23 protein-coding genes are annotated in these 19,984 nt (G+C 74.5%); 3 read left to right on the top strand and 20 right to left on the bottom strand.

What is annotated here, in order from left to right; translation table 11 throughout:
- Positions 1-55: 55 nt before the first annotated feature.
- The 6 genes from M3148_RS12900 to M3148_RS12875 form a co-directional block, all read right to left on the bottom strand.
- Positions 56-880: a sirohydrochlorin chelatase gene (locus tag M3148_RS12900; protein ID WP_251305103.1), complete on the bottom strand. Its 825-nt coding sequence runs from the start codon at positions 878-880 to the stop codon at positions 56-58.
- A complete protein-coding gene (locus M3148_RS12895; protein WP_251305102.1) occupies positions 877-2,025 on the bottom strand; it encodes a uroporphyrinogen-III synthase in 1,149 nt (382 codons plus the stop codon). The genes M3148_RS12900 and M3148_RS12895 overlap by 4 nt, the downstream gene beginning before the upstream one ends.
- Entirely contained in the window at positions 2,022-2,582 is a 561-nt protein-coding gene (gene cobA, locus M3148_RS12890; protein WP_308203249.1) for a uroporphyrinogen-III C-methyltransferase, read from the bottom strand. The genes M3148_RS12895 and cobA overlap by 4 nt, the downstream gene beginning before the upstream one ends.
- 82 nt (positions 2,583-2,664) lie before the next feature.
- Positions 2,665-3,162 carry a flavodoxin domain-containing protein gene (locus tag M3148_RS12885; RefSeq protein WP_251305101.1) on the bottom strand — a complete coding sequence of 166 codons (498 nt, stop codon included), beginning with the start codon at positions 3,160-3,162 and terminating at the stop codon, positions 2,665-2,667.
- Between the two features lie 60 nt (positions 3,163-3,222).
- Entirely contained in the window at positions 3,223-3,873 is a 651-nt protein-coding gene (locus tag M3148_RS12880) for a response regulator transcription factor (RefSeq protein WP_251305100.1), read from the bottom strand.
- Between the two features lie 10 nt (positions 3,874-3,883).
- On the bottom strand, positions 3,884-5,146 hold the full coding sequence (locus M3148_RS12875) for a sensor histidine kinase (RefSeq protein ID WP_251305099.1): 1,263 nt from the start codon (positions 5,144-5,146) through the stop codon (positions 3,884-3,886).
- Between the two features lie 232 nt (positions 5,147-5,378).
- Here M3148_RS12875 and M3148_RS12870 point away from each other — a divergent pair, with 232 nt between their 5' ends.
- Entirely contained in the window at positions 5,379-5,945 is a 567-nt protein-coding gene (locus M3148_RS12870; RefSeq protein ID WP_251305098.1) for a hypothetical protein, read from the top strand.
- 56 nt (positions 5,946-6,001) lie between these two features.
- Here the strand turns inward: M3148_RS12870 and M3148_RS12865 are convergent, their stop codons facing one another.
- The 8 genes from M3148_RS12865 to infC all read right to left on the bottom strand — a co-directional run bounded on the left by M3148_RS12865 (position 6,002) and on the right by infC (position 13,840).
- A complete protein-coding gene (locus M3148_RS12865) occupies positions 6,002-6,787 on the bottom strand; it encodes an SDR family NAD(P)-dependent oxidoreductase (protein WP_251305097.1) in 786 nt (261 codons plus the stop codon).
- Positions 6,780-9,365, bottom strand: coding sequence for a phenylalanine--tRNA ligase subunit beta (gene pheT / locus M3148_RS12860; protein ID WP_251305096.1), 2,586 nt, complete (start codon positions 9,363-9,365; stop codon positions 6,780-6,782). The genes M3148_RS12865 and pheT overlap by 8 nt, the downstream gene beginning before the upstream one ends.
- Before the next feature lies 1 nt (position 9,366).
- Positions 9,367-10,434: a phenylalanine--tRNA ligase subunit alpha gene (gene pheS / locus M3148_RS12855; RefSeq protein ID WP_251305095.1), complete on the bottom strand. Its 1,068-nt coding sequence runs from the start codon at positions 10,432-10,434 to the stop codon at positions 9,367-9,369.
- 273 nt (positions 10,435-10,707) lie between these two features.
- Positions 10,708-11,343 (bottom strand): RNA 2',3'-cyclic phosphodiesterase, encoded by a 636-nt coding sequence (gene thpR, locus M3148_RS12850; RefSeq protein ID WP_251305094.1) that lies wholly within the window; start codon positions 11,341-11,343, stop codon positions 10,708-10,710.
- Between the two features lie 36 nt (positions 11,344-11,379).
- Positions 11,380-12,420 carry a TrmH family RNA methyltransferase gene (locus M3148_RS12845; protein ID WP_251305093.1) on the bottom strand — a complete coding sequence of 347 codons (1,041 nt, stop codon included), beginning with the start codon at positions 12,418-12,420 and terminating at the stop codon, positions 11,380-11,382.
- Between the two features lie 8 nt (positions 12,421-12,428).
- Complete coding sequence (rplT, locus tag M3148_RS12840) at positions 12,429-12,809, bottom strand: 50S ribosomal protein L20 (protein WP_251305092.1); 381 nt, start codon at positions 12,807-12,809, stop codon at positions 12,429-12,431.
- A gap of 30 nt (positions 12,810-12,839) precedes the next feature.
- Positions 12,840-13,034: a 50S ribosomal protein L35 gene (rpmI, locus tag M3148_RS12835; protein ID WP_251305091.1), complete on the bottom strand. Its 195-nt coding sequence runs from the start codon at positions 13,032-13,034 to the stop codon at positions 12,840-12,842.
- Between the two features lie 80 nt (positions 13,035-13,114).
- Positions 13,115-13,840 carry a translation initiation factor IF-3 gene (gene infC / locus M3148_RS12830; protein WP_440136946.1) on the bottom strand — a complete coding sequence of 242 codons (726 nt, stop codon included), beginning with the start codon at positions 13,838-13,840 and terminating at the stop codon, positions 13,115-13,117.
- Between the two features lie 172 nt (positions 13,841-14,012).
- On the opposite strand from infC, the gene M3148_RS12825 reads away from it, so the two are divergent.
- The gene (locus M3148_RS12825) at positions 14,013-14,708 is read left to right on the top strand and encodes a hypothetical protein (protein WP_251305126.1); all 696 of its coding nucleotides are present in this window, start codon (positions 14,013-14,015) and stop codon (positions 14,706-14,708) included.
- Entirely contained in the window at positions 14,705-15,442 is a 738-nt protein-coding gene (locus M3148_RS12820) for a trypsin-like peptidase domain-containing protein (protein WP_251305090.1), read from the top strand. The genes M3148_RS12825 and M3148_RS12820 overlap by 4 nt, the downstream gene beginning before the upstream one ends.
- A 3-nt stretch (positions 15,443-15,445) precedes the next feature.
- On the opposite strand, the gene M3148_RS12815 is transcribed toward M3148_RS12820, so the two are convergent.
- Genes M3148_RS12815 through M3148_RS12790 form a run of 6 tightly spaced genes read right to left on the bottom strand, consistent with a single transcriptional unit; the run spans position 15,446 to position 19,940 of the window.
- The gene (locus tag M3148_RS12815; RefSeq protein ID WP_251305089.1) at positions 15,446-16,246 is read right to left on the bottom strand and encodes an SseB family protein; all 801 of its coding nucleotides are present in this window, start codon (positions 16,244-16,246) and stop codon (positions 15,446-15,448) included.
- Positions 16,243-16,974: a bifunctional 1-(5-phosphoribosyl)-5-((5-phosphoribosylamino)methylideneamino)imidazole-4-carboxamide isomerase/phosphoribosylanthranilate isomerase PriA gene (priA, locus tag M3148_RS12810; protein WP_251305088.1), complete on the bottom strand. Its 732-nt coding sequence runs from the start codon at positions 16,972-16,974 to the stop codon at positions 16,243-16,245. Before priA ends, M3148_RS12815 begins: the two co-directional genes overlap by 4 nt.
- 35 nt (positions 16,975-17,009) lie before the next feature.
- The gene (gene hisH, locus M3148_RS12805) at positions 17,010-17,657 is read right to left on the bottom strand and encodes an imidazole glycerol phosphate synthase subunit HisH (RefSeq protein ID WP_251305087.1); all 648 of its coding nucleotides are present in this window, start codon (positions 17,655-17,657) and stop codon (positions 17,010-17,012) included.
- Between the two features lie 17 nt (positions 17,658-17,674).
- Entirely contained in the window at positions 17,675-18,211 is a 537-nt protein-coding gene (locus tag M3148_RS12800; protein WP_251305086.1) for a hypothetical protein, read from the bottom strand.
- A complete protein-coding gene (hisB, locus tag M3148_RS12795) occupies positions 18,208-18,813 on the bottom strand; it encodes an imidazoleglycerol-phosphate dehydratase HisB (RefSeq protein WP_251305085.1) in 606 nt (201 codons plus the stop codon). The genes M3148_RS12800 and hisB overlap by 4 nt, the downstream gene beginning before the upstream one ends.
- Complete coding sequence (locus tag M3148_RS12790; RefSeq protein WP_251305084.1) at positions 18,810-19,940, bottom strand: histidinol-phosphate transaminase; 1,131 nt, start codon at positions 19,938-19,940, stop codon at positions 18,810-18,812. Before M3148_RS12790 ends, hisB begins: the two co-directional genes overlap by 4 nt.
- Positions 19,941-19,984: the final 44 nt, after the last annotated feature.

The following is a 19,984-nucleotide window of genomic DNA, read 5'->3' as shown; positions in this document are numbered from 1 at the left end:
TCGCCCGCGCTCGCTCCTTGACCGTCCCGCAAGCCCCGTCCGGCGGTGTGGTCGGTCAGGGGGCGCTCTGCGAAGCGCTCAGGTCGAGGGTGACGGCTGCGGAGTCGTAGCGGTCGAGCACGATCGAGGTGAGCCGGGGGTCCGCGCCCAGCGGTGCCGTGACGACGTCGGCGCCGGCCTCCAGCACCCGGTCGTAGAAGTACCCCGGCGCGAGCAGGTACGCGGCGACTACGACCCGCGGTGTGGCCGCGTCCCCTTCCCGCTGTTCCGGGCCCGACGCGTCGGCGAGCGCGGCACGCGCGGCGGCGACGGCCTCGGGCACCGACGGCCGTGCCTTGGCCCCGTAGCCCACGGTCACCGGCCCCGGGTGCCAGTCGCGGAGCCCGTCAGCAACCCTCTCGACATCGCGGGCGGCACCGCTGCGGCTCGAGCCGGCGGCGGCGACCACGACGGCGTCGTGCGGTCGTACCCCGGCCTCGGTGAGCCGGTGCGCGAGGAGGTCCACCAGGCGAGGGTCCGGTCCGAGCGCCGGGCTGGCCACCGCTTGGCCGGGCTGTCCGTCGTGGTCCGCGACGGCCTCGGCGATGTCCACCTCGACGTGGTACCCGCCCGAGAGCAGGAGCGGCACGACCACCGCACGTCCCGATCCGCCGTCCCCCGTCACCACCGATGCCACGACGTCGGCCACCTCCGGCTGCTGCACGTCGACGAACGCCTCCCGCACGTTCAACCCAGGGCGCGCCGCGCGGACGTCGTCGAGGATGCTGCGGACCACCTGCCGGCCGGTGTCGTCGTTGGTCCCGTGCGAGCAGCCGACGAGCACGGGTGCCGCAGCGCCCGAGCGCTCCGGCGCCAGCCGGGCCGAGGTCTGCGTGGTCATGTGAGCACCAGTCTGTAGCCGCGTTTCACCACGGTCCTCACGAGGTCGCGGCGGCCGGTGGTCTCACGCAGCCGCGCGACGGCAACCTCCGCCGCGTGAGGGTCGCACGAGTCGCCGGGCAGGGCCGCGAGGAGCTCGTCGCGGGTCACGACCTCGCCGCCGCGGGAGGCGAGGATGCGGAGCACCTCCAGGGAGCTCGGCGACAGCGGCAGGACCTCGCCGTCGAGGACGGCGAGGCGCGAACGGATCTGCAGCGGACCGGCGACGGTCGCGAGCGCCACCGTCTCCGCGTGCTCGTAGTGGGCGACGAGGCAGCGCACGAGCGCGCCGAGGCGGCCCCGGTCGGGCTGCAGCGGGGTCACGCCCCGGCGCTCGAGCGGGCGGGCCGTCACCGGTCCGACCGCCGCCGCCACCATCCCGTCCCGGAACCGGTCGACGACGGGCGCACCGAGCCCCCGCTCCTCGGCCGCGCTCAGCCACGCCTCGGCGCCCGGCGCGGAGGTGAACACGACGGCGTCGATCTCGCCGGTCGCCGCCGCCAGCACCGAGGCGTGCAACGCGTCGGGGTCCGGAGGCGGGCCCCACCGGTAGACGACGAGACTCGCGACGGCCGCCCCAGCCTCGGCGAGCACGACGTCCAGCCCGTCGGCCCCCGCGCCGTGGTGCTGGATGGCGATACGCAGGCCAGCGACGCCCTCTCCGAGGAGGAGGTCGGCGATCTCGGCGGAGCTCTCCGACTCCGCCACCCAGTCGGCGGTGAGGCCGGCGGCCTGGATCGCACCGCGCGCCTTGGGGCCGCGCGCGACGATCCGCGCGCCGGCGAGGACCGCCAGGAGCGGGTCGGCGACGCCGTGGGCGTCGGCCGCCTCGATCCACGAACGGAACCCGATCCCCGTCGTCACGACGACGACGTCGGGCGGGTCGTCGAGGAGGGCGAGCGTCGCGGCGTGCAGCCGGTCGTCGTCGACGTGCGGAACCATGCTCAGTGCCGGCGCGTAACGCACCTGCGCGCCTCGGCGGCGCAGCGCCGCGCCGAGCTCCTCCTTGCGCCGGTCGGCCGTGACGAGCACCGTGCAACCCGCCATGACCTGCCGCAGCATGCGCTCGTTCGGCGCGGGTGCCGGCTCGACGGCCACCCCGCTCATGCGACGAGCACCTGGGCGAGCCGTCCCTCGGCGGCGACGTCCCCGACGACGATGACCGCCGGGGACCGGACACCGACCTCGGCCGCGCGCCTCACGACGTCGCCCAGCACCGCGCGCGTGACCCGCTGCCGCGGCGTCGAGCCGTTCTCGACGAGGGCGACCGGCAGCCCCGGGTCGGCCCCGGCCGTGAGGAGCTGGGCCATGAGGCGGGGCAGCTGCGACACGCCCATGAGGATCACCAGCGTCGCCGTCCGGTCACGCGCAGAGACCAGGGCCGCTTCGTCGAGGGTGTCGTGCCCGCTGGTGACGTGGAACGCGGCGACGGTCCCGCGGTGGGTCAGCGGGATGCCCGCCAGCGCGGGGACGCTCAGCGCGCTCGAGACGCCGGGCACGACCTCGACGGGGATCCCGGCGGCGTGGCACGCCGCGACCTCCTCACCGCCCCGGCCGTAGACGAACGGGTCCCCGCCCTTGAGCCGCACGACGCGTCGGCCTCTACGGGCCTGGGCGACGAGGATCGCGTTGATCTCCTCCGTGTCTCGTCGGGTCGTTCGCACGGTGAACCGTGCGTCAAGAAGAACGCACACCCTCGCGCGGGCCGGTGTGAGAAGCCGGAGAGAGCCGCCTACCGCCGTCGGCTCACGGCGCCGGGGCGAGGTGCTCGCGCAGCTCCCGGTCGATCGTGCGCGCCCAGCCGCGGATGGCGTTCCAGTCGCGCAGGTCGCCCTCGGGTGCCTTCGTCAGCCGAGTGACCGAGCGCTCACGCAGGTTGAGCACCGCCGGGTCGAGGCGGCCGCTGAAGACGGTCGCCCCCACGGGGTCGACCCCCGCGAGCACGGCGCGCTCGATCCGCAGCGGGTCGTCGGCCTCGGCGCCGGCCAGGCCGACGGAGAACACCCACGTGGGCAGGGCCGCGAGCGCCGCGGCGTTCCGCACGGCGAAGTCACGCGCCGGGCCCATCCACCGCGACATGTAGACCGCGGACCCGAGCACCACCGCCTCGGCGTCGCCAGCCTCAGCCGTCTCGACCGGCTCGCGTCGCACGACGTGGCCGAGGGACTCGAGCTCGGCGCCGATCGCGTCGGCGACCTCGGCGGTCGAGGAGTGCTTGGACGCGGCGACGACGAGGATGCGCATGCCTCCACCCTCACCCGCCCGGCGGCCAAGATCGAGGGACTTTCGTCCGCTTCTGCCCTGTTAGCGAGGGTCCTCGGCCCGCAGCCACTCGAGCACGGCGAGCACACGGCGGTGGTCGTCGGTCGACGGCGGCAGGTCGAGCTTCTCGAAGATCGCCGAGACGTGCTTCTCCACCGCCTTGGGCGTGACGACCATCGCCCGGGCGATCGCCGGGTTCGTCCGGCCCTCGGCCATGAGGGCGAGGACCTCCCGCTCCCGCGGGGTGAGCCGGTCCAGCGGGCGGGCCCGCCGCGCGGCGAAGAGCTGGGAGACGACGGTCGGGTCCAGCACGGTGCCACCGGCGACGAGCCGCTCCAGCGCCGCGGACAGCTCCGCGAGCGCGGACACCCGGTCCTTGAGGAGGTAGCCCACTCCCCCGCCGGTGGCGAGGAGGTCACCGGCGTAGGACTCCTCGACGTACTGGGACAGGACGAGCACCGCGGTGCCGGGCAGCTCCTCACGGACCGCGAGCGCCGCGCGCAGGCCCTCGTCGGTGAACGACGGCGGCATCCGCACGTCGACGACGGCCACGTCGGGCCGGTGCTCGCGCACGGCGGCCACGAGCTGCTCGCCGTCGCCGACGGCCGCGAGGACCTCGCACCCCGCCTCCTCGAGGAGACGGACGAGGCCCTCGCGCAGCAGGACCGAGTCCTCGGCCAGCACGACGCGCACGCGGCGGATGCTACGGGATCGCCGCGCTCACCACGGTGCCGTGTCCGTCCGCACTCTCGACGTGCAGCTCGCCGTCGACGCCGGCGAGCCGGTCACGCAGCCCGGCCAGGCCGTGGCCCTTGCCCGGGTGTGCCCCGCCCACGCCGTCGTCGGCGACGACGACGCGGAGCACGCCGTCGTCGTCGATGCCCACGCGCACGGCCACCCGGGTGGCGGCGGAGTGCTTGGCCGCGTTGGTCAGTGCCTCGGTGACGACGAAGTAGGCGGCGGACTCGCGAGCGGGGGCCAGGCGCTGGCCGGTGGCGAGGGCGATGTCGGTCTCGACGGGGATGGGGCTCTGCCCGGCGGCGGAGACGACGGCGGCGGCGAGGCCGCGGTCGACGAGGATCGGCGGCGCGATGCCCCGCGAGAGGGTCCGGAGCTCGACGAGGCTGCCCTGGACGTGCTCGAGGCTCTCGGTGAGCAGGGCGCTGGTGGCCTCGCGGTCCCCGTCGGCGAGGCGGCGCTGGGCGGCCTGCAGGTCCATCGACAGGCGCACGAGACGCTGCTGGGGGCCGTCGTGGAGGTCGCGCTCGATGCGCCGCAGGGTTTCCGCCTCGGCCCCGACGACGGCGGCCCGGCTCTCGGTGAGGGTGGTGACGCGCTGCTCGAGGGCGGCGTGGCTCGTGCCGGCGAGCGTGAGCCGTGCCCAGGCGTGGTGGACGTGGACGAGGCCACGCACCACCCACGGCGCGGAGGCGACGAACAGGACGCCGGTGAGCACGGTGACGGCGTTGTCGAGCAGCGGGCCGGGCGCGCCGAGGAGGTCGGCCAGGCCGATGTCGCCCTCGGGCAGCGCCCACGAGTAGAGCGGGTAGGTGAGGCCGCCGAGGCCCACGCCCCACCACGCGATGGTGAGGACGAAGGACGCGATGGAGATCGGGAAGTTGAGGAGCTGGAAGAGCAGGTCGAGCCAGGCCTGCCGGTCGGTGAGCCGCGCGCGGATCCACGCGGTCCCGCGCTGGCCGCCGCGGTAAGGCAGGACGGCGGGCAGCGGGAGGCCGACCCCGGCGAGGCGGCGGCGCTCGAGGCCGCCGAGCGCCTGCGCGGCGGCAAGTCCCGCGGCGATCACCACGAGGCCGAGGAGGAAGGCGGCGAGGGCGGTGAGCCCGACCGACACGGTGGTGACGAAAAGGATGAAGCCGACGACGGCGAGCGGGAAGGACAGCAGGAGGTAGCCGCTCTCCCGGGCGGTGCGCTGCAGGAGCCGGCGCGGACGAGCGCTCGCGGTCATCTCGGCGTCCTCTCGGTGGGGCCGACCACCGGTCGATCCTAGGGGGCGGGTGACGGACTGGGGTGTCGTGATCATGGCTCCAGCCTTCCGGGCGGCGGTCGCGCGGTCAGGAGGGCCACCCGGCGTCTTCCCGGTGGGGCATGCCCTACCCCTGCCCGCGGGAGCCGCCCCGGTCGCGGGCGGGCCCGGTGTCCAGTTCGATGGGCGGACCCTCTACGAACAGGAGCGTGTGATGGAACCCTGGGTCTGGATCGTCATCGGAGTCGTCGTGCTGGCGATCGTCATCGCCCTCGTGCTCTCGGCCTCCAAGAAGCGCAAGCAGCGGCAGCACGAGGAGCGGGTCCGCGAGGAGCGCAAGGCACGTGAGAACCGGGAGCACGCGCGCGACCTCCGGGCGCACGCGGAGGAGCAGGACATCGCCGCGCGCGAGCGGGAGGCCGCCGCGCTACAGCAGCAGGCCGACGCCCAGCGTGCCCGCCTCGAGGCGGACCGTCTCGAGCAGGCGGCCCGCAAGCGCACGGAGGACGCCGAGGAGGCGCGCCGGCAGGTGGAGCGGGAGCGTGCCCACGCCGACGCCCTCGACCCCGACCGCCCGGGCGGTAACTCCGCGCGGGAGGCCGCCGACGGGTCGGACGGCCACTCGGCCCGGACCGACGACCGCCACGACGGCGACGCCCGTCATGCCACCGACGGGACCGACGGCGACTCCCGGCGGGCCACCGACCAGCCGGACGACGACGCCACGCAGGGCAAGCACGCCGCCGGTGGTGGCGCGACGCCGGCAGGCGGTCACCGCTGAGACGACGTGAGGGGTTCGGGTCCGTGGCGGACCCGAAACCCTCACGTGCGCGGAGCTCAGACGATCCGCAGGCGGCGCTCGTCGCCGGACAGGCCGCGCGCGACCAGCTCGCGCAGCGCGTCCGGGGTGTCCGTGCCGGCCCGCACGTAGCAGCCCGACAGGGCGTCGATCTCCCCGCGGGCGATCATGACGACGAGCGCGACGACGTCGGCCGGGTCGGTCCAGTCGGTGCGGCCCTCGTGGAGGCGCATCGAGTCGGTCATGTCGGTGCGCACGACGCCCGGCGCGAGCTCGAACGCCCGCAGGCCCCGCTCGAAGCCGGCCTCGTGGAGAGCGCCACCGATGCGGAAAAGCGCCGTCTTGGAGACGGTGTAGGCGCTCGCCTCGGCGAAGTCCCGGGTGCCGGAGCCGGAGTTGACGTCAATCACCCGGCCACCGCCGCGGGCAAGCATCCCCGGCGCCGCGGCGTGGGCCAGGAGGAACGGCCCGCGCACGTTGGTCTCGACGACCGACCACCACCGCTCGGGGTCGGTCTCCCACAGCGGCACCTCGGCGTCGATGACGCCGGCGTTGTTGATCAGGAGGTCGAGCGACCCGAGCTCGTCCTCGGCGCGCCGGACGGCGGTCCGGACGGCGTCGGCGTCGGTGACGTCGGCGGTGAGGACGACGGCGCGGCGGCCGGCCGCCCGGACCTCCTCCGCCGTCGCCTCGAGGAGGCGCTCGTCGCGGGCGAGGAGGGCGACGTCCAGGCCGGCGCGAGACAGTCCGATGGCGAGCTCGCGGCCGATGCCGCGGGAGGCCCCGGTGACGAGCGCCGTCTGGGCGGCGGCGACCTCAGCCACGGAGCACCGCCCCGACCCGCTCGGCGGCGAGCGTGACGATCCGCTCGCGCACGGCGGCCGTCTCCTCCGCCGTCAGCGTCCGGTCCGCGGCACGCAGCCGCAGCGCAAAGGCCAGCGACTTCTTCCCCTCACCGAGCTGCTCGCCGGTGTAGACGTCGAAGAGGCGCACCTCCTCACCGAGCTCGGCGGCACCCTCGCGGACGACGGCGAGCACCTCGGCGGCGGGCACCGCGTCGTCGACGACGAGCGCGATGTCCTCCTTGCCCGGCGGGTAGGTGGACACGGGCGTGGGCTGGACCGGCTGGTCCCCGGCGGCGGCGGTCAGCGCGTCGAGGTCGAGCTCGAAGGCGACGGCGCCCGGGGGCAGGTCGAAGGCGGCGACGACGCGGGGATGCAGCTGGCCGGCGTACCCGACGACCTGCCCGCCGGCGGACACCGCGGCGCACTGGCCGGGGTGCCAGGGCGCGCGCTCGGCGGCGGCGAGCTCGATGCTCACGCCCACCGCGCCGGCCACCGCGTGGACGGCGTCGACGGCGTCGGCCCAGTCGGCGCTGCGGCCGGGGCCGCGCGCGCCGTCGGGGACGATCTTGCCGGTGAGGACGCCGGCGACGTGCCGCGGCTGGTGCGGGACGGCGGCGTGCAGGGCGGCGATCTCCTCCTCGGAGGGACGGCGGTCCACACCCGGCGAGGACGCGGCGCCCACCCCGGCGGGGCGGGTGACGAGGCCCAGCTCGAAGACCCGGGTGTCCTCCAGGCCGCGGCTGACGTTGCGGCGCACGGTGTCGAGGAGCGAGTCGAGCAGTGAGGTCCGCATCGCCGGTGCGTCCTCGGCCATGGGGTTGGCCAGGCGCAGGGCCAGGCGGCGCTCGTCGTCGGCCGGGAGCTGCTGGCGGTCGTGGGTGTCCCCGACGAAGGGGTAGGACAGCACCTCGACGAGGCCGACGTCGGCGAGGGCGCGGGCGACGTCGCGGCGGTGGCGCTGGCCCGGCGTGAGCCCGCGGCCTGCCGGCGCGGCCGGCAGGATCGAGGGGATCGCGTCGTAGCCGGCCAGGCGCGCGACCTCCTCGACGAGGTGCGCCGGGCCCACGAGGTCCGGACGCCAGCTCGGCGGGGTCACGGTGACGACGCCGTCGGCGTCCGCCTCGCTCACCGTCGCGCCGATCGTGGTGAGGAGCTCGACGACCTGCTCGGCCGGGTAGTCGACGCCGGTGAGGCGGCGCGGCTCGTCCAGACGCAGCCGGACGGGGGCGGGACGCGACGTCGTGTCGAGGTCGCTGACGGCCGGGTCGGCGGTGCCGCCGCCGTGCTCGACGAGGAGGTCGACGGCGCGCTGGGCGGCGACGGCCTGCAGCTGCGGGTCGACGCCGCGCTCGAAGCGCTTGGCGGCCTCGCTGGGCAGCTTGTGCCGGCGGGCGGTGCGGGCGACGGACACGGGGTCGAAGTGCGCGGCCTCGAGGAGGACGTCAGTGGTCCGCTCGCCGACCTCGGTCTCCGCCCCGCCCATGACGCCGGCGAGGCCGAGGATGCGGGCGCCCCGTGCGCCGTCCGGGGAGTCGGTGATGAGGAGGTCCTCGGGGTGCAGGGTGCGGCGCACGTCGTCGAGGGTGGTGAGATCCTCCCCCGCCGCGGCGCGCCGCACAACGACCGGCGCGCTCAGCGTCGCGAGGTCGTAGGCGTGCAGCGGCTGGCCGAGGTCGAGCATGACGTAGTTCGTCACGTCCACGGCCAGCGAGATCGGGCGCATGCCCGCCTGGACGAGCCGCTCGGTGAGCCACGACGGCGACGGCGCGGACGGGTCGATGCCGCGGACCACGCGGGTGACGAAGCGGTCGCAGCCGACGTTGCCGTTCACGGGAGCGGCGTCGTCGACCTCGACGGCGAAGCCGTCCTCGGTGGCGGCCGGCGGCGGGCCGGCGGGGAGGTTCTCCGGCAGGCCGAGGTCGGTGAAGGCCGCCCCGGTCGCGTGGGAGTACTCGCGGCCGACGCCGCGCATGGCGAAGCAGTAGCCGCGGTCGGGGGTCACGTTGATCTCGAGGATCTCCGCGCCCAGGCCGAGGAGCGCGATCGCGTCGGCGCCCGGCTCCGGCGTCGGCACGTCGGGGAGGAGCTCGCCCAGCACGATGATGCCGTCGTGGTCCTCGCCCAGGCCGAGCTCGCGCGCGGAGCAGATCATGCCGTCGGAGGTGTGCCCGTAGGTCTTGCGGGCAGCGATGTGGAAGTCGCCGGGCAGCGTGGTGCCGGGCAGGGCGACGACGACGTCGTCGCCGACGGAGAAGTTGTGGGCGCCGCAGACGATGCCGCGGGAGGGCACGTCCGCGGGCTCCTTGCCCTCGCCGGGGGCGTCGTTGTGCTCGGGCCCGACGTCGACGCGGCAGTAATTGATCGCCTTGCCGTTCTTGTGCTCCTCGGTGACGACCGTGAGCACGCGGCCGACGACGAGCGGGCCGGTGACGGCGGGCGGGATGATCTCCTCCTCCTCGAGGCCCACGCGCACGAGGTCGGCGGCGAGGTCGGCGGCGGTGGCGCCCTCGGGCACGGCGACGTGGTCGGCGAGCCAGGTCAGCGGGACGTACGGCATGTCAGTGCCCCTTTCCGGTGGTGCCGAACTGGAGGGAGAAACGGACGTCGCCCTCGACGATGTCGTGCATGTCAGCGATGCCGTGACGGAACATGAGCGTGCGCTCGGTCCCCAGGCCGAAGGCGAAGCCGGTGTAGACGTCCGGGTCGATGCCGGCGGCGACGAGCACCTGGGGGTTGACCATCCCGCAGCCGCCCCACTCGATCCAGCCGGGGCCGCCCTTCTTCTGCGGGAACCACAGGTCCATCTCGGCGCTGGGCTCGGTGAAGGGGAAGAAGCTCGGGCGCAGGCGGGTGCGGGCCTCGGGACCGAACATCGCGCGGGCGAAGTGGTCCAAGGTGCCCTTGAGGTGGGCCATCGTCAGGCCCTTGTCCACGGCCAGACCCTCGACCTGGTGGAAGACCGGGGTGTGGGTGGCGTCCAGGGCGTCGTTGCGGAAGGTCTTGCCCGGGCAGGCGATGTAGATGGGCAGCTCGCGGCTGAGCATGGTGCGCGCCTGCACCGGGGAGGTGTGGGTACGCAGCACGAGACCGGGGGTGTCCTGCTCGGACGTGCCCTGGACGTAGAAGGTGTCGGCCATCTGCCGCGCGGGGTGGTCCGGGCCGTGGTTGAGGGCGTCGAAGTTCAGCCACTCGTGCTCGACCTCGGGCCCCTCGGCGATGTCCCAGCCCATGGCGGTGAAGAAGTCGCCGATCTCCTCCTGGAGGGTCTCCAGGGGATGGCGCGCCCCGCGGGGGCGGCGCTCGACGGGCAGGGTGACGTCGACGCGCTCCTCGCGCAGCCGGCGCTCCTCCTCCACGACCTCGAGCGCGCCCTGGCGGGCGGCGATCGCCTTCTGCAGGCGGCCACGGGCCTGGCCGAGGAGCTTGCCGGCGGTGGCCTTGTCCTTGGGCTCGAGCCGGCCGATCTCGCGGTTGGCGAGGGTGAGCGCGGCGTGGTCACCGGTGTGGGCCAGGCGCGCGGCCTTGAGCTCTTCCAGCGTGGTCGCGGCCGTGACGGCGGCCAGCGCCTCCTCGACGGCTGCTGCGACGCCGTCGGCGTCGAGCGGGGACAGGGGTGGGGTGGTCATGCGAACCTTCCGAGCGTCGTCGTGCCTGTCGGCATCCAGCACAGGACTGTAGTCGTCGAGCCCGCTCGGGCTGCGCGCGCGTCAGCGCAGGACCCGAACGGGCCCACTAAATCGACGATCGCCGCGCATGGTGACCATCATCCCACAAGCCCCGATCCCGGCGAGAGCCCTTTCCCTGCCGAGAGCCGCCCCCCCATGCGCCGACAGCCGGATTCCTCCGCCGACACACCCACCCCCTTGCGCCGACAGCCGGATTCTCCGCGGACAACCGCGCTATCGGCCGAGCGGCAGCGCGGCCACGACCTCGTGCTGCGGCCCACCACCGCGACCAGCACCGGGGCGCGACTGGACGAGCTCGATCTCCCCCGCCTCCCACTCCGGGCCCCGGTAGAGGGACAGCGCGTGGGCGAGGGCGGGCAGGTCGACCGACGGCGCACGCGGTGCCTCACCCCGCCGCGACCGTCGTCGCCGGTCCGCCTCCTCCCGGTGCTGGCGGGCACTGAGCCGGGCCACCGTGACGTGGGCGCGGTGGCGGTCCCGCGGCTCGAGGTGCGAGACGCCCTCGGCGGCCGCGCCACAGTCGGCCATGAGGCGGACGAGGGCGGCGTCGTCGTCGAGGGCGCGCACCCCCACCCACAGGGTCGCGCGGGAGAAGATGCCCGCGCCGGCGAGCTGGAGCCGCAGCGGCCCATACTCGCTCCCGACGGCGGTGAGCGCGCCCGCCAGGTCCTCCAGCGCGCCGTCGGGCACCTCGCCGTAGAAAGCGAGCGTCACGTGCCGCTGCTCCGGCGCGACCCACCGCAGCGGCGGCGGACCGGCACCCAGCCACGGCGGAGAGACGGTCTGCAGCGCCTGCTCGAGGTGGTCGAGGACGTCGAGCGGCGGGCGCAGCGCGGCGAAGAGGCGCATCTGGGCATCGTGCCACGGCCGCCCGGGCGCGGCGTGTCAGCGGCGCTGGGCGCGGGCGGAGGCGTAGAGGCAGAGGGTCGCCGCCGTGGCGACGTTGAGGGACTCGGCCAGACCGTGGATCGGTACGCCGACGACGGCGTCGGCCAGGTCCCGCTCCTCCGGTCGGAGCCCGTGGGCCTCGTTGCCGAAGAGCCAGGCTGTCGGCCGGCGTAGGTCGGGCATGGCCGCGGCCCGGTTGCGCGGAGGAATCCGGCTGTCGGCGGGAAGGGTGGGGGCCGGGATTCGACTGTCCGGAGGAATCCGGCTGTCGGCGGGAAGGGTGGGGGCCGGGAGCCGACTGTCCGGAGGAATCCGGCTGTCGGCGGGAAGGGTGGGGGCCGGGATTCGACTGTCCGGAGGAATCCGGCTGTCGGCGGGGAGGGGGCCGGCGGGGAGGGGGCCGGCGCGGAGCGCCGCGTCGGCGAGGGTGTCGAGGTCCCACTCGCCGTCGGCGGCGGCGGCGAGCACCTGGACGCCGTCGGCCCGCAGCGACGCAACGGTCCTCGCGAGGTCCTCCACGGGCACGACCGGCAGGTGGAACAGCGAGCCCGCGGTCGAGCGCACGGCCTTGGGGTTGAGCGGCTCCACGCTGCCGGGGCCCAGCACCACGGCGTCGGCGCCCGCCGCGTCGGCGGCGCGGACGATGGTGCCGAGGTTGCCCGGGTCGGCCGCCCACGGCAGGACCGCCACGAGGCGCAGCCCGCGGTCGGGCAGCGACGCCGCCTCGGCGCGGACGACGGCGAGGACGCCCTGGGCATCCCCGCTCATCGCCGCGAGCACCTCGGGGGTGGCGACGTGGATGTGGGCCACCGCCCCGTGGGCCGCGGCGAGGATCTCCGGGTGCCGCTCGGCGGCGTCCTCGGTGAGGTAGAGGTCGCGCACCCGCTCAGGCGCGTGGCGCACGGCCTCCCGCACGCCCTGCGGTCCCTCGACGAGGAACTGGCCGTGGCGCAGACGCGCCGAACGCCCGGACAGCCGCTTGACCATCCGCACCCGATCGGATCGGGGGTTGGTCAGCAGGTCCGGGCGTTCGGTCATGAGGAACGTCAGGCGGCAGGCGCGTTGACGTCCTCGGGCAGGTTGGCCTTGGCCACCACGACGAGCTGCGCGAAGGCCGCCGCGTCGTTCACCGCGAGCTCAGCGAGCATGCGACGGTCCACCTCGACACCCGCGGCCTTGAGGCCCTGGATGAAGCGGTTGTAGGTCATGCCCTCGGAGCGGACCGCAGCGTTGATGCGCTGGATCCACAGCCGCCGGAAGTCACCCTTGCGGGCCTTGCGGTCGCGGTAGTTGTAGGTCAGGGAGTGAGTGACCTGCTCCTTGGCCTTGCGGTACAGACGCGAGCGCTGGCCGCGGTAACCGCTGGCGCGCTCGAGGGTCGTCCGGCGCTTCTTATGGGCGTTGACCGCCCGCTTGACGCGTGCCACGTCGTTTCTCCTTCAGTATGGGGCGGCTTGTTACTTGCCGAGAAGCTTCTTGATCCCGGGGGCGTCCGCCGGTGCGACCGCCTTGTCCAGGGCCAGACGGCGCGTGCGCCGGCTGGACTTGCCCTCGAGGAGGTGCCGGCGGTTCGCCTGCTCACGCATGAGCTTGCCGCTGCCGGTGACCCGGAAACGCTTCTTGGCACCGGAGTGCGTCTTGTTCTTCGGCATCGTCTTCCTCATTCGGGCCGCGCGTGGGCACGGCCGTGTCTGCCGGCTCACGCCGGTACCTGGCTCTGACGTAGCGGCTGCTACGCCTCCTGCGTGGCCTCGCCCGGGGCCTGGGTGGCCTCGTCGCTGGCCGGGGTGTTCTCGACGGCATCCGGGGCGTCGCCCGAGGCCTGGGCAGCCTCGTCAGCCTCGCGCTTGTCGCGGGCACGGCGCTGGTCGCTGCGGCCGCCCTGCTTCTTCTTGTGCGGGCCGATGACCATCGTCATGTTGCGCCCGTCCAGACGGGGCGAGCTCTCGATGGAGCCGAGGTCGCTGACGTCCTCCGCGAGGCGCTGCAGCAGCCGCATCCCCATCTCCGGGCGCGACTGCTCGCGGCCACGGAACATGATCATGACCTTGACCTTGTCGCCGCCCTCGAGGAACCGCACGACGTGACCCTTCTTGGTCGCGTAGTCGTGCGGGTCGATCTTGAGGCGGAACCGGATCTCCTTGAGCATGGTGTTGACCTGGTTGCGACGGGCGTCGCGCGCCTTCTGGGCCGACTCGTACTTGAACTTGCCGTAGTCCATGAGCTTGGCCACGGGCGGGCGCGCATCGGGTGCGACCTCCACGAGGTCGAGATCGGCCTCCTGGGCCAGACGCAGGGCGTCCTCCACACGGACAACGCCCACCTGCTCGCCGCCGGGTCCGACAAGGCGGACCTCCGGCACACGGATGCGGTCGTTGATACGGGGCTCGCTGATGTGCTGCTCCTCCTGCTCGTCGCTGTCTGCGAACGAAGAAGGCCTCCGTCCACAGGTGCGCACGGAGGCCTCACAGGGGTCGCCGCACGGTGTCACCCGTGCCGAGGGTTACCCCTCAGCGACCTTTGGACCCGGACTCTGTCGCTCTTGCGAGACTGTCGAGACAAGGTGGGAGAATCTCCGCTTGCACACCGGAACACGCGTTCCGGTCGGTCAGTCTGAGAGACTAGCACGCATGAGCAGCCGGACGCACAGGGACCAGGGCCCCGAGACCGCCCCGGTCCCCAGCGTACCCGCGGAGTTCCCGGCCGTGGCGGACCAGGACGAGCGGGACGGTGCGCGAGATCACCCGCCCCGGCCGTGGGTCGTGCCCGTCCTGGCCATCGCGCTCGTCCTCGCCCTCGCCGCGGCCGGCTACCTGCTCGCCCTCGCGCGTGCCTGGGAGGACCGGGCGGCGACGCTCGAGGAGACCGCCCGGGAGTTGGGCGGGGAGCTCGGCCAGGTGCGCGCCGACCTCGAGGAGTCGCGCAGCACCCTCGCGCTCGTGGAGAGCCAGCTCGAGGTCGCCCAGGAGCAGATCCACGAGCTCGCCGACGCCGTCGCCCAGACGGGCGACGACCGCGAGGTGCAGCGGCAGGTGGCCGAGTACCAGGCCCAGCTCTCGGCGAACGCGGCCGCCGTGGCCGGGGCGATGGACGAGTGCATCGCCGGCCAGGAGGACCTCATCACGCACCTGGAGGAGGCGGCTCGGCCCGCGCCGTCGCCCACGCCGTCACCCTCGCCGTCCGCCTCGGACGGTGAGGACGTCCCCGACGAGGAGCCCACGGCTCCAAAGGTCGACGTCGCCGCGCTGCGCGCGGAGGTCGCGGGCCGCTGCGCCCTCGCGGAGGAGGCTCACACGAGCCTGCAGGAGAGGCTGGCGGACCAGTGAGGACCGCGCGCCGCGCAGCGCTCGGCCTCGCCACGCTCGCCGTCCTCGCTGGCTGCGGCGTCGTGCCCGCGATGCCCGGCGACCTGCCCGAGGACTTCGTCCCCGACGTCGAGGCGCCCCACCTCGCCGACCCCGGCGCCCTCTCCCCCGACGGCGTGGACGCGGCCGAGCGGATGGCGGTCCGCATCCGTAACGTCGGGTGCGGGGAGCTGACGACCGGGTCGGGCTTCGCCCTCGACGAGCGCACCGTCATCACCAACCGGCACGTCGTCGATGACGCCGACCGCCTCCAGGTGACGACCTACGACGGCCGGGAGATCGACGCGGTCTCCGCCGGCGTCGCCGATGTCGCCGACCTCGCCCTCCTGCGCACGTCCGAGCCCCTCACCACGGTGCCGGGCCTCGCGGAGGTCGACGCCGCCGTCGGGGACGAGATCACCGTCGTCGGCTACCCGCGCGGTGGCCAGCTGACGACGGCGGCCGGCTCGGTGCTCGGCTACGAGCTCGACACCCTCGGCTCGGACCTCGGCATGGTCGGCCGGTCCAACGCGCGCGTGGACCACGGGTCCTCGGGCAGCGCGGTCCTCGGCAGCGACGGGCAGGTCGTCGGGGTCGTCTACGCGATGGACGTGTGGGGCAACAGCTACCTGGTGCCGGTGAGCACGCTCCACGACCTCCTCGCCGAGGAGGCCTTCGAGCCGATCACCTCGTGCCGGGACTCCGCGGGGGACTGAGCGTCAGCCCGCGACGGACATCGGGTAGAGCTCGAGGGAGTCGACCCGATCGGTGAAGACCGGGTCGGCGCTCAGCGCCTCCTGGGCGCGGGTGACGGCGTCCATCATCTGCTCGCGGCTCAGGCCCGGCGCCAGGGCGAGGAGCGCCCGCAGCTCGCTGCGCTCCCCCCGCTCGAGACGGACGGCGGTGAGCTCGGTGATCCCGCGCAGCGCGTCCACGGCCACCTGGGTGAGCTCGGGGTCGCGCCACGACGGCAGCCACGGCTCGTTGTGGACGATCGACCACACGGCGGGGCGCCCGAGGAGCACCGTCACCGGTCCGGCGGCGTCCAGGACGAGCATCGAGTCGGCGTCGGACACGGCCGCCAGCGCGGCACGCACCCCCTCGACCGGGACGGGCCGCGCGGCCGCGTCCCACCCCTGCATCGCCTCGACGGAGCTGAAGACGGGCAGCGCGGCCCGTCCGTCGGGGGTGCGCACGGAGACCATGGCGGCCGAGGCGCAGGCGTCGGTCTGCGGGTCCCCCGAGCCGTGCTTCGTGTGCCCGGCGACGGAGCCGTCCTCCTCGCGGCCGGGGTGGGCGTGGGCGACGACGGGCACGATGACCCGCGCCGTGCGCAGGACGTCGGCGACGGCGACGAGCCGCTCCGCCTCGTCGGCGGTGGCGAGCGCCGCGACGAGCTCGGCGGGCGCGGTGCCGTCATCACCCGAGAAGGGGTTGGCCTTGAGGGTGCGCCCGGCCCACGGCTGCCCGGCGGAGTCCGCCTGGCCGCCGGGCATCATCGCGGGGGGCAGCGGGCTCACGGACGCCCCGCGACGTCCAGCGCCTCGGGAAGGGTGAAGGCGCCGGCGTACAGGGCCTTGCCGACGATGGCCCCCTCGACGCCCGCGTCGACGAGCGTGCGCAGCGCCGCGATGTCCTCGAGGGAGGAGACGCCGCCGGAGGCGACGACGGGTGCCTCGGTCCGCTCGCACACCTCACGCAGGAGGTCGAGGTTCGGGCCGGTGAGCATGCCGTCCTTCTTGACGTCGGTGACGACGTAGCGGGCGCAGCCGTCGGCGTCCAGGCGCGCGAGCACATCCCACAGGTCCCCGCCCTCGCGGGTCCAGCCGCGCGCAGCGAGGGTCGTGCCGCGCACGTCCAGGCCGACGGCGATGCGGTCACCGTGGCGGGCGATGGCCTTGGCGGTCCACTCGGGGTCCTCGAGCGCAGCGGTGCCGAGGTTGACGCGGCGGGCGCCGGTGTCCAGGGCACGCGCGAGGCTCTCGTCGTCGCGGATGCCCCCGGACAGCTCGACGGCGACGTCGAGCTCTGCGACCATCCGGGCGAGCAGCTCGGCGTTGGAGCCGCGCCCGAAGGCGGCGTCGAGGTCGACGAGGTGGATCCACTCCGCCCCCTGCTCGGCCCAGGTGCGGGCCGCCTCCCCCGGGTCGCCGTAGGAGGTCTCGGAGCCGGCCTCGCCCTGGACGAGGCGGACGGCCTGGCCTTCGACGACGTCGACGGCAGGGAGCAGCTCAAGGCGGCGGGACATGCACATTCTCCTCGGTCGGCGCGACGCGCGGCGCGTCAGCGCAGGGTGCTCAGCCAGTTGCGGAGCAGCTGGATGCCGGCCTCGCCGGACTTCTCGGGGTGGAACTGGGTGGCCGACAGCGCGCCGTTCTCGACGGCGGCGACGAAGGGGGTGCCGTGCTCGGCCCACGTGACGAGCGGGCGCTCCAGCGGCGAGCCGGACTCGAAGTCCGACGTCGGGTCCTGCTGGACGGCGTAGGAGTGGACGAAGTAGAAACGCTCGTCCTCCAGCCCGTCGAACAGCATGGAGCCCTCGGGAGCGCGGACGGGCGACCAGCCCATGTGGGGGACGATCGGGGCGGCGAGCCGGTCGACGGTGCCGGGCCACTGGTCCAGGCCGGACGCGTGCTCCCCGTGCTCCTTGCCCGCGGCGAACATCACCTGCATGCCGACGCAGATGCCGAGGACGGGGCGTCCACCGGCGAGGCGGCGCTCGATCATGCGGGGTCCGCCGACCTCGCGCAGCTGTCGCATGACCGCAGCGAAGGCTCCCACACCGGGGACGACGAGACCGTCCGCCTCGGCGACGACGTCGGGGTCCGAGGTGAGCTCGACGTGGGCCCCGGCACGCTCGATCGCCCGGACTGCTGAGCGGACGTTGCCCGAGCCGTGGTCGAGGACGACGACGTTCGGCTGGCTGGTCACCGCAGAAGTCTACGCGTTCAGGGGCGCGGCTTGCGCAGACCCTTGGCGAACATCCGGGCCGCCTTCCAGCGGGGGAGGTCACCCGAGCGCGCGTGCCCGGGCACGTCGGTCACCCGGACGCGGCCCAGGACGAGGTCCTCCACGACGTCGTCGGCGCCGGCGAGGACGAGGCCCACGGCAACGTCCTCCCCGCGCTCCCCGCCGGCGTACCGGCGGGCGGTGAGCTGCCCGGACAGGCCGCGCTCGAAGCCGGCGTCCTGGGCGAGGGAGGCGGTGATGAGGACGACGCCGGCCTTGGTGAGCCGGGACAGGGTGCGGGCCACCTCGTCGGCGGCGGCGGGCACCTCCTCACCGGTGGCGCCGAGGAGCTCGCCGATGTCCCAGTCGTCCGACGGTGGCGCCGCCGGTGCAGCCTCGAGCTCGACGACGGCGACGGCCCCGGAGCGCGAGGGCACGACGTGGACGTCGACGTCCTGCATGGCGCACAGCCCCGCGAGCGCCGACGCGGACGCGACGGGCGTGAGGACGACGGCGACCGCCGGGATCTCGCTCACAGCGCGCCCTTGGTCGAGGGGATCCCCTCGACGCGCGGGTCGGGTGCGACGGCGAGGCGCAGGGCTCGCGCCACGGCCTTGAACTGCGACTCGACGATGTGGTGCGGGTCGCGGCCGGCGAGGACGCGCACGTGCATGGCGATGGCCGCGTGGTGGGCGATCGACTCGAAGACGTGGCGGGTGAGGGAGCCGGTGAAGTGGCCGCCGATGAGGTGGTACTCCTGCCCGGCGGGCTCGCCGCTGTGGACCAGGTAGGGACGGCCGGAGACGTCGACCACGGCCTGGGCCAGGGCCTCGTCCAGCGGCACGAGGGCGTCACCGAAGCGGGCGATGCCCCGCTTGTCCCCCAGCGCGACCTTGAGCGCGTCGCCCAGGGTGATCGCGACGTCCTCGACGGTGTGGTGGGCGTCGATGTGGGTGTCGCCGGTCGCCCGGACGGTGAGGTCGATGAGCGAGTGCTTGCCCAGCGCGGTGAGCATGTGGTCGTAGAAGGGCACCGTCGTCGAGATGTCGGTCCGGCCCGTGCCGTCCAGGTCGAGCTCGACGACGACGCTCGACTCCGAGGTCGTGCGCTCCAGTCGCACGGTTCGCGTCCCAGTCACAGCCCGAGCACCTCCTGTAGGGCCGCCCTGAAGGCGGCCATCTCCGCAGCGGTACCGATCGATACCCGCAGCCATCCTGGCGGACCGACGACCCTGATGAGAACTCCCCGGTCCAGCAGCCCCTGCCACACCCTCTCACGGTCCTCGAGGTGGCCGAAGAGGACGAAGTTCGCGTCCGAGTCCGCGACCGTGAGGCCCTGCGCGCGCAGCCACGTCACCGTGCGGTCGCGCTCGGCCCGCAGCTCGGCGACCTGCGCCATGAGCGCGCCGCGGTGGCGCAGGGCGGCCCGCGCGACGGCCTGGGTGACGGCGGACAGGTGGTAGGGCAGGCGCACGACCCGCAGGACGTCGACGAGCGCGGGCGCGGCCGCGAGGTAGCCCACGCGGGCGCCGGCGAGACCGAAGGCCTTGGACATCGTCCGGCTCACGGCCAGGTGCGGGTAGCGGTCGAGCAGCGCCAGGGCGCTGGGCGTGCCCTGGCGACGGAACTCGGCATAGGCCTCGTCGACGACGACGACGGACGCCGTGGGGGCGCCGTCGGCACCCGCCGGCCCGGTCGTGCGCGCCGCCTCGGCGACGGCCTCGATCGTCGCGAGCGGCAGCGCGGTGCCGGTGGGGTTGTTGGGGCTGGCGAGGAGCACGACGGCGGGGCGGTGCTCGCACAGCTCGGCGACGGCGTGCTCGGGGTCGAGGGTGAAGTCCTCCTCCCGGCGGCCGGCCACCCACGCCGTCATCGTGTCGCGGGCGTACTCCGGGTACATCGAGTACGTGGGCGCAAAGGACAGCGCGGTGCGCCCAGGGCCGCCGAAGGCCTGGAGGAGGTGGAGCATGACCTCGTTGGAGCCGTTGGCGGCCCACACGTTCTCGGCGCCCAGGCCGGCGGCGCCGGACTCGACGTGGAGGTAGTCGGCGAGGTCCGCGCGCAGCGCGAGGAAGTCACGGTCCGGGTAGCGGTTGAGCCCGGAGCCCACCTGCGCGACGGCGGCGGCGAGGTCGGCGACGACCTCGGCCGACGGCGGGTGGGGGTTCTCGTTGACGTTGAGGAGCACCGGGACGTCGAGCTGCGGGGCCCCGTAGGGGGTCAGGCCCGCCAGGTCCGGGCGCACCGGGAGAGAGGTCGGAGGCACCGCAGCAGTCTACGGCGGGCGCCGCGGCACCGGCCGGGGGTCTC

This window comes from Georgenia satyanarayanai, assembly GCF_023715365.1.
Lineage (GTDB): Bacteria > Actinomycetota > Actinomycetes > Actinomycetales > Actinomycetaceae > Oceanitalea > Oceanitalea satyanarayanai_B.
The sequence above is the reverse complement of the archived record's forward strand: the minus strand, read 5'-3'. Positions and strand labels throughout refer to the sequence as shown.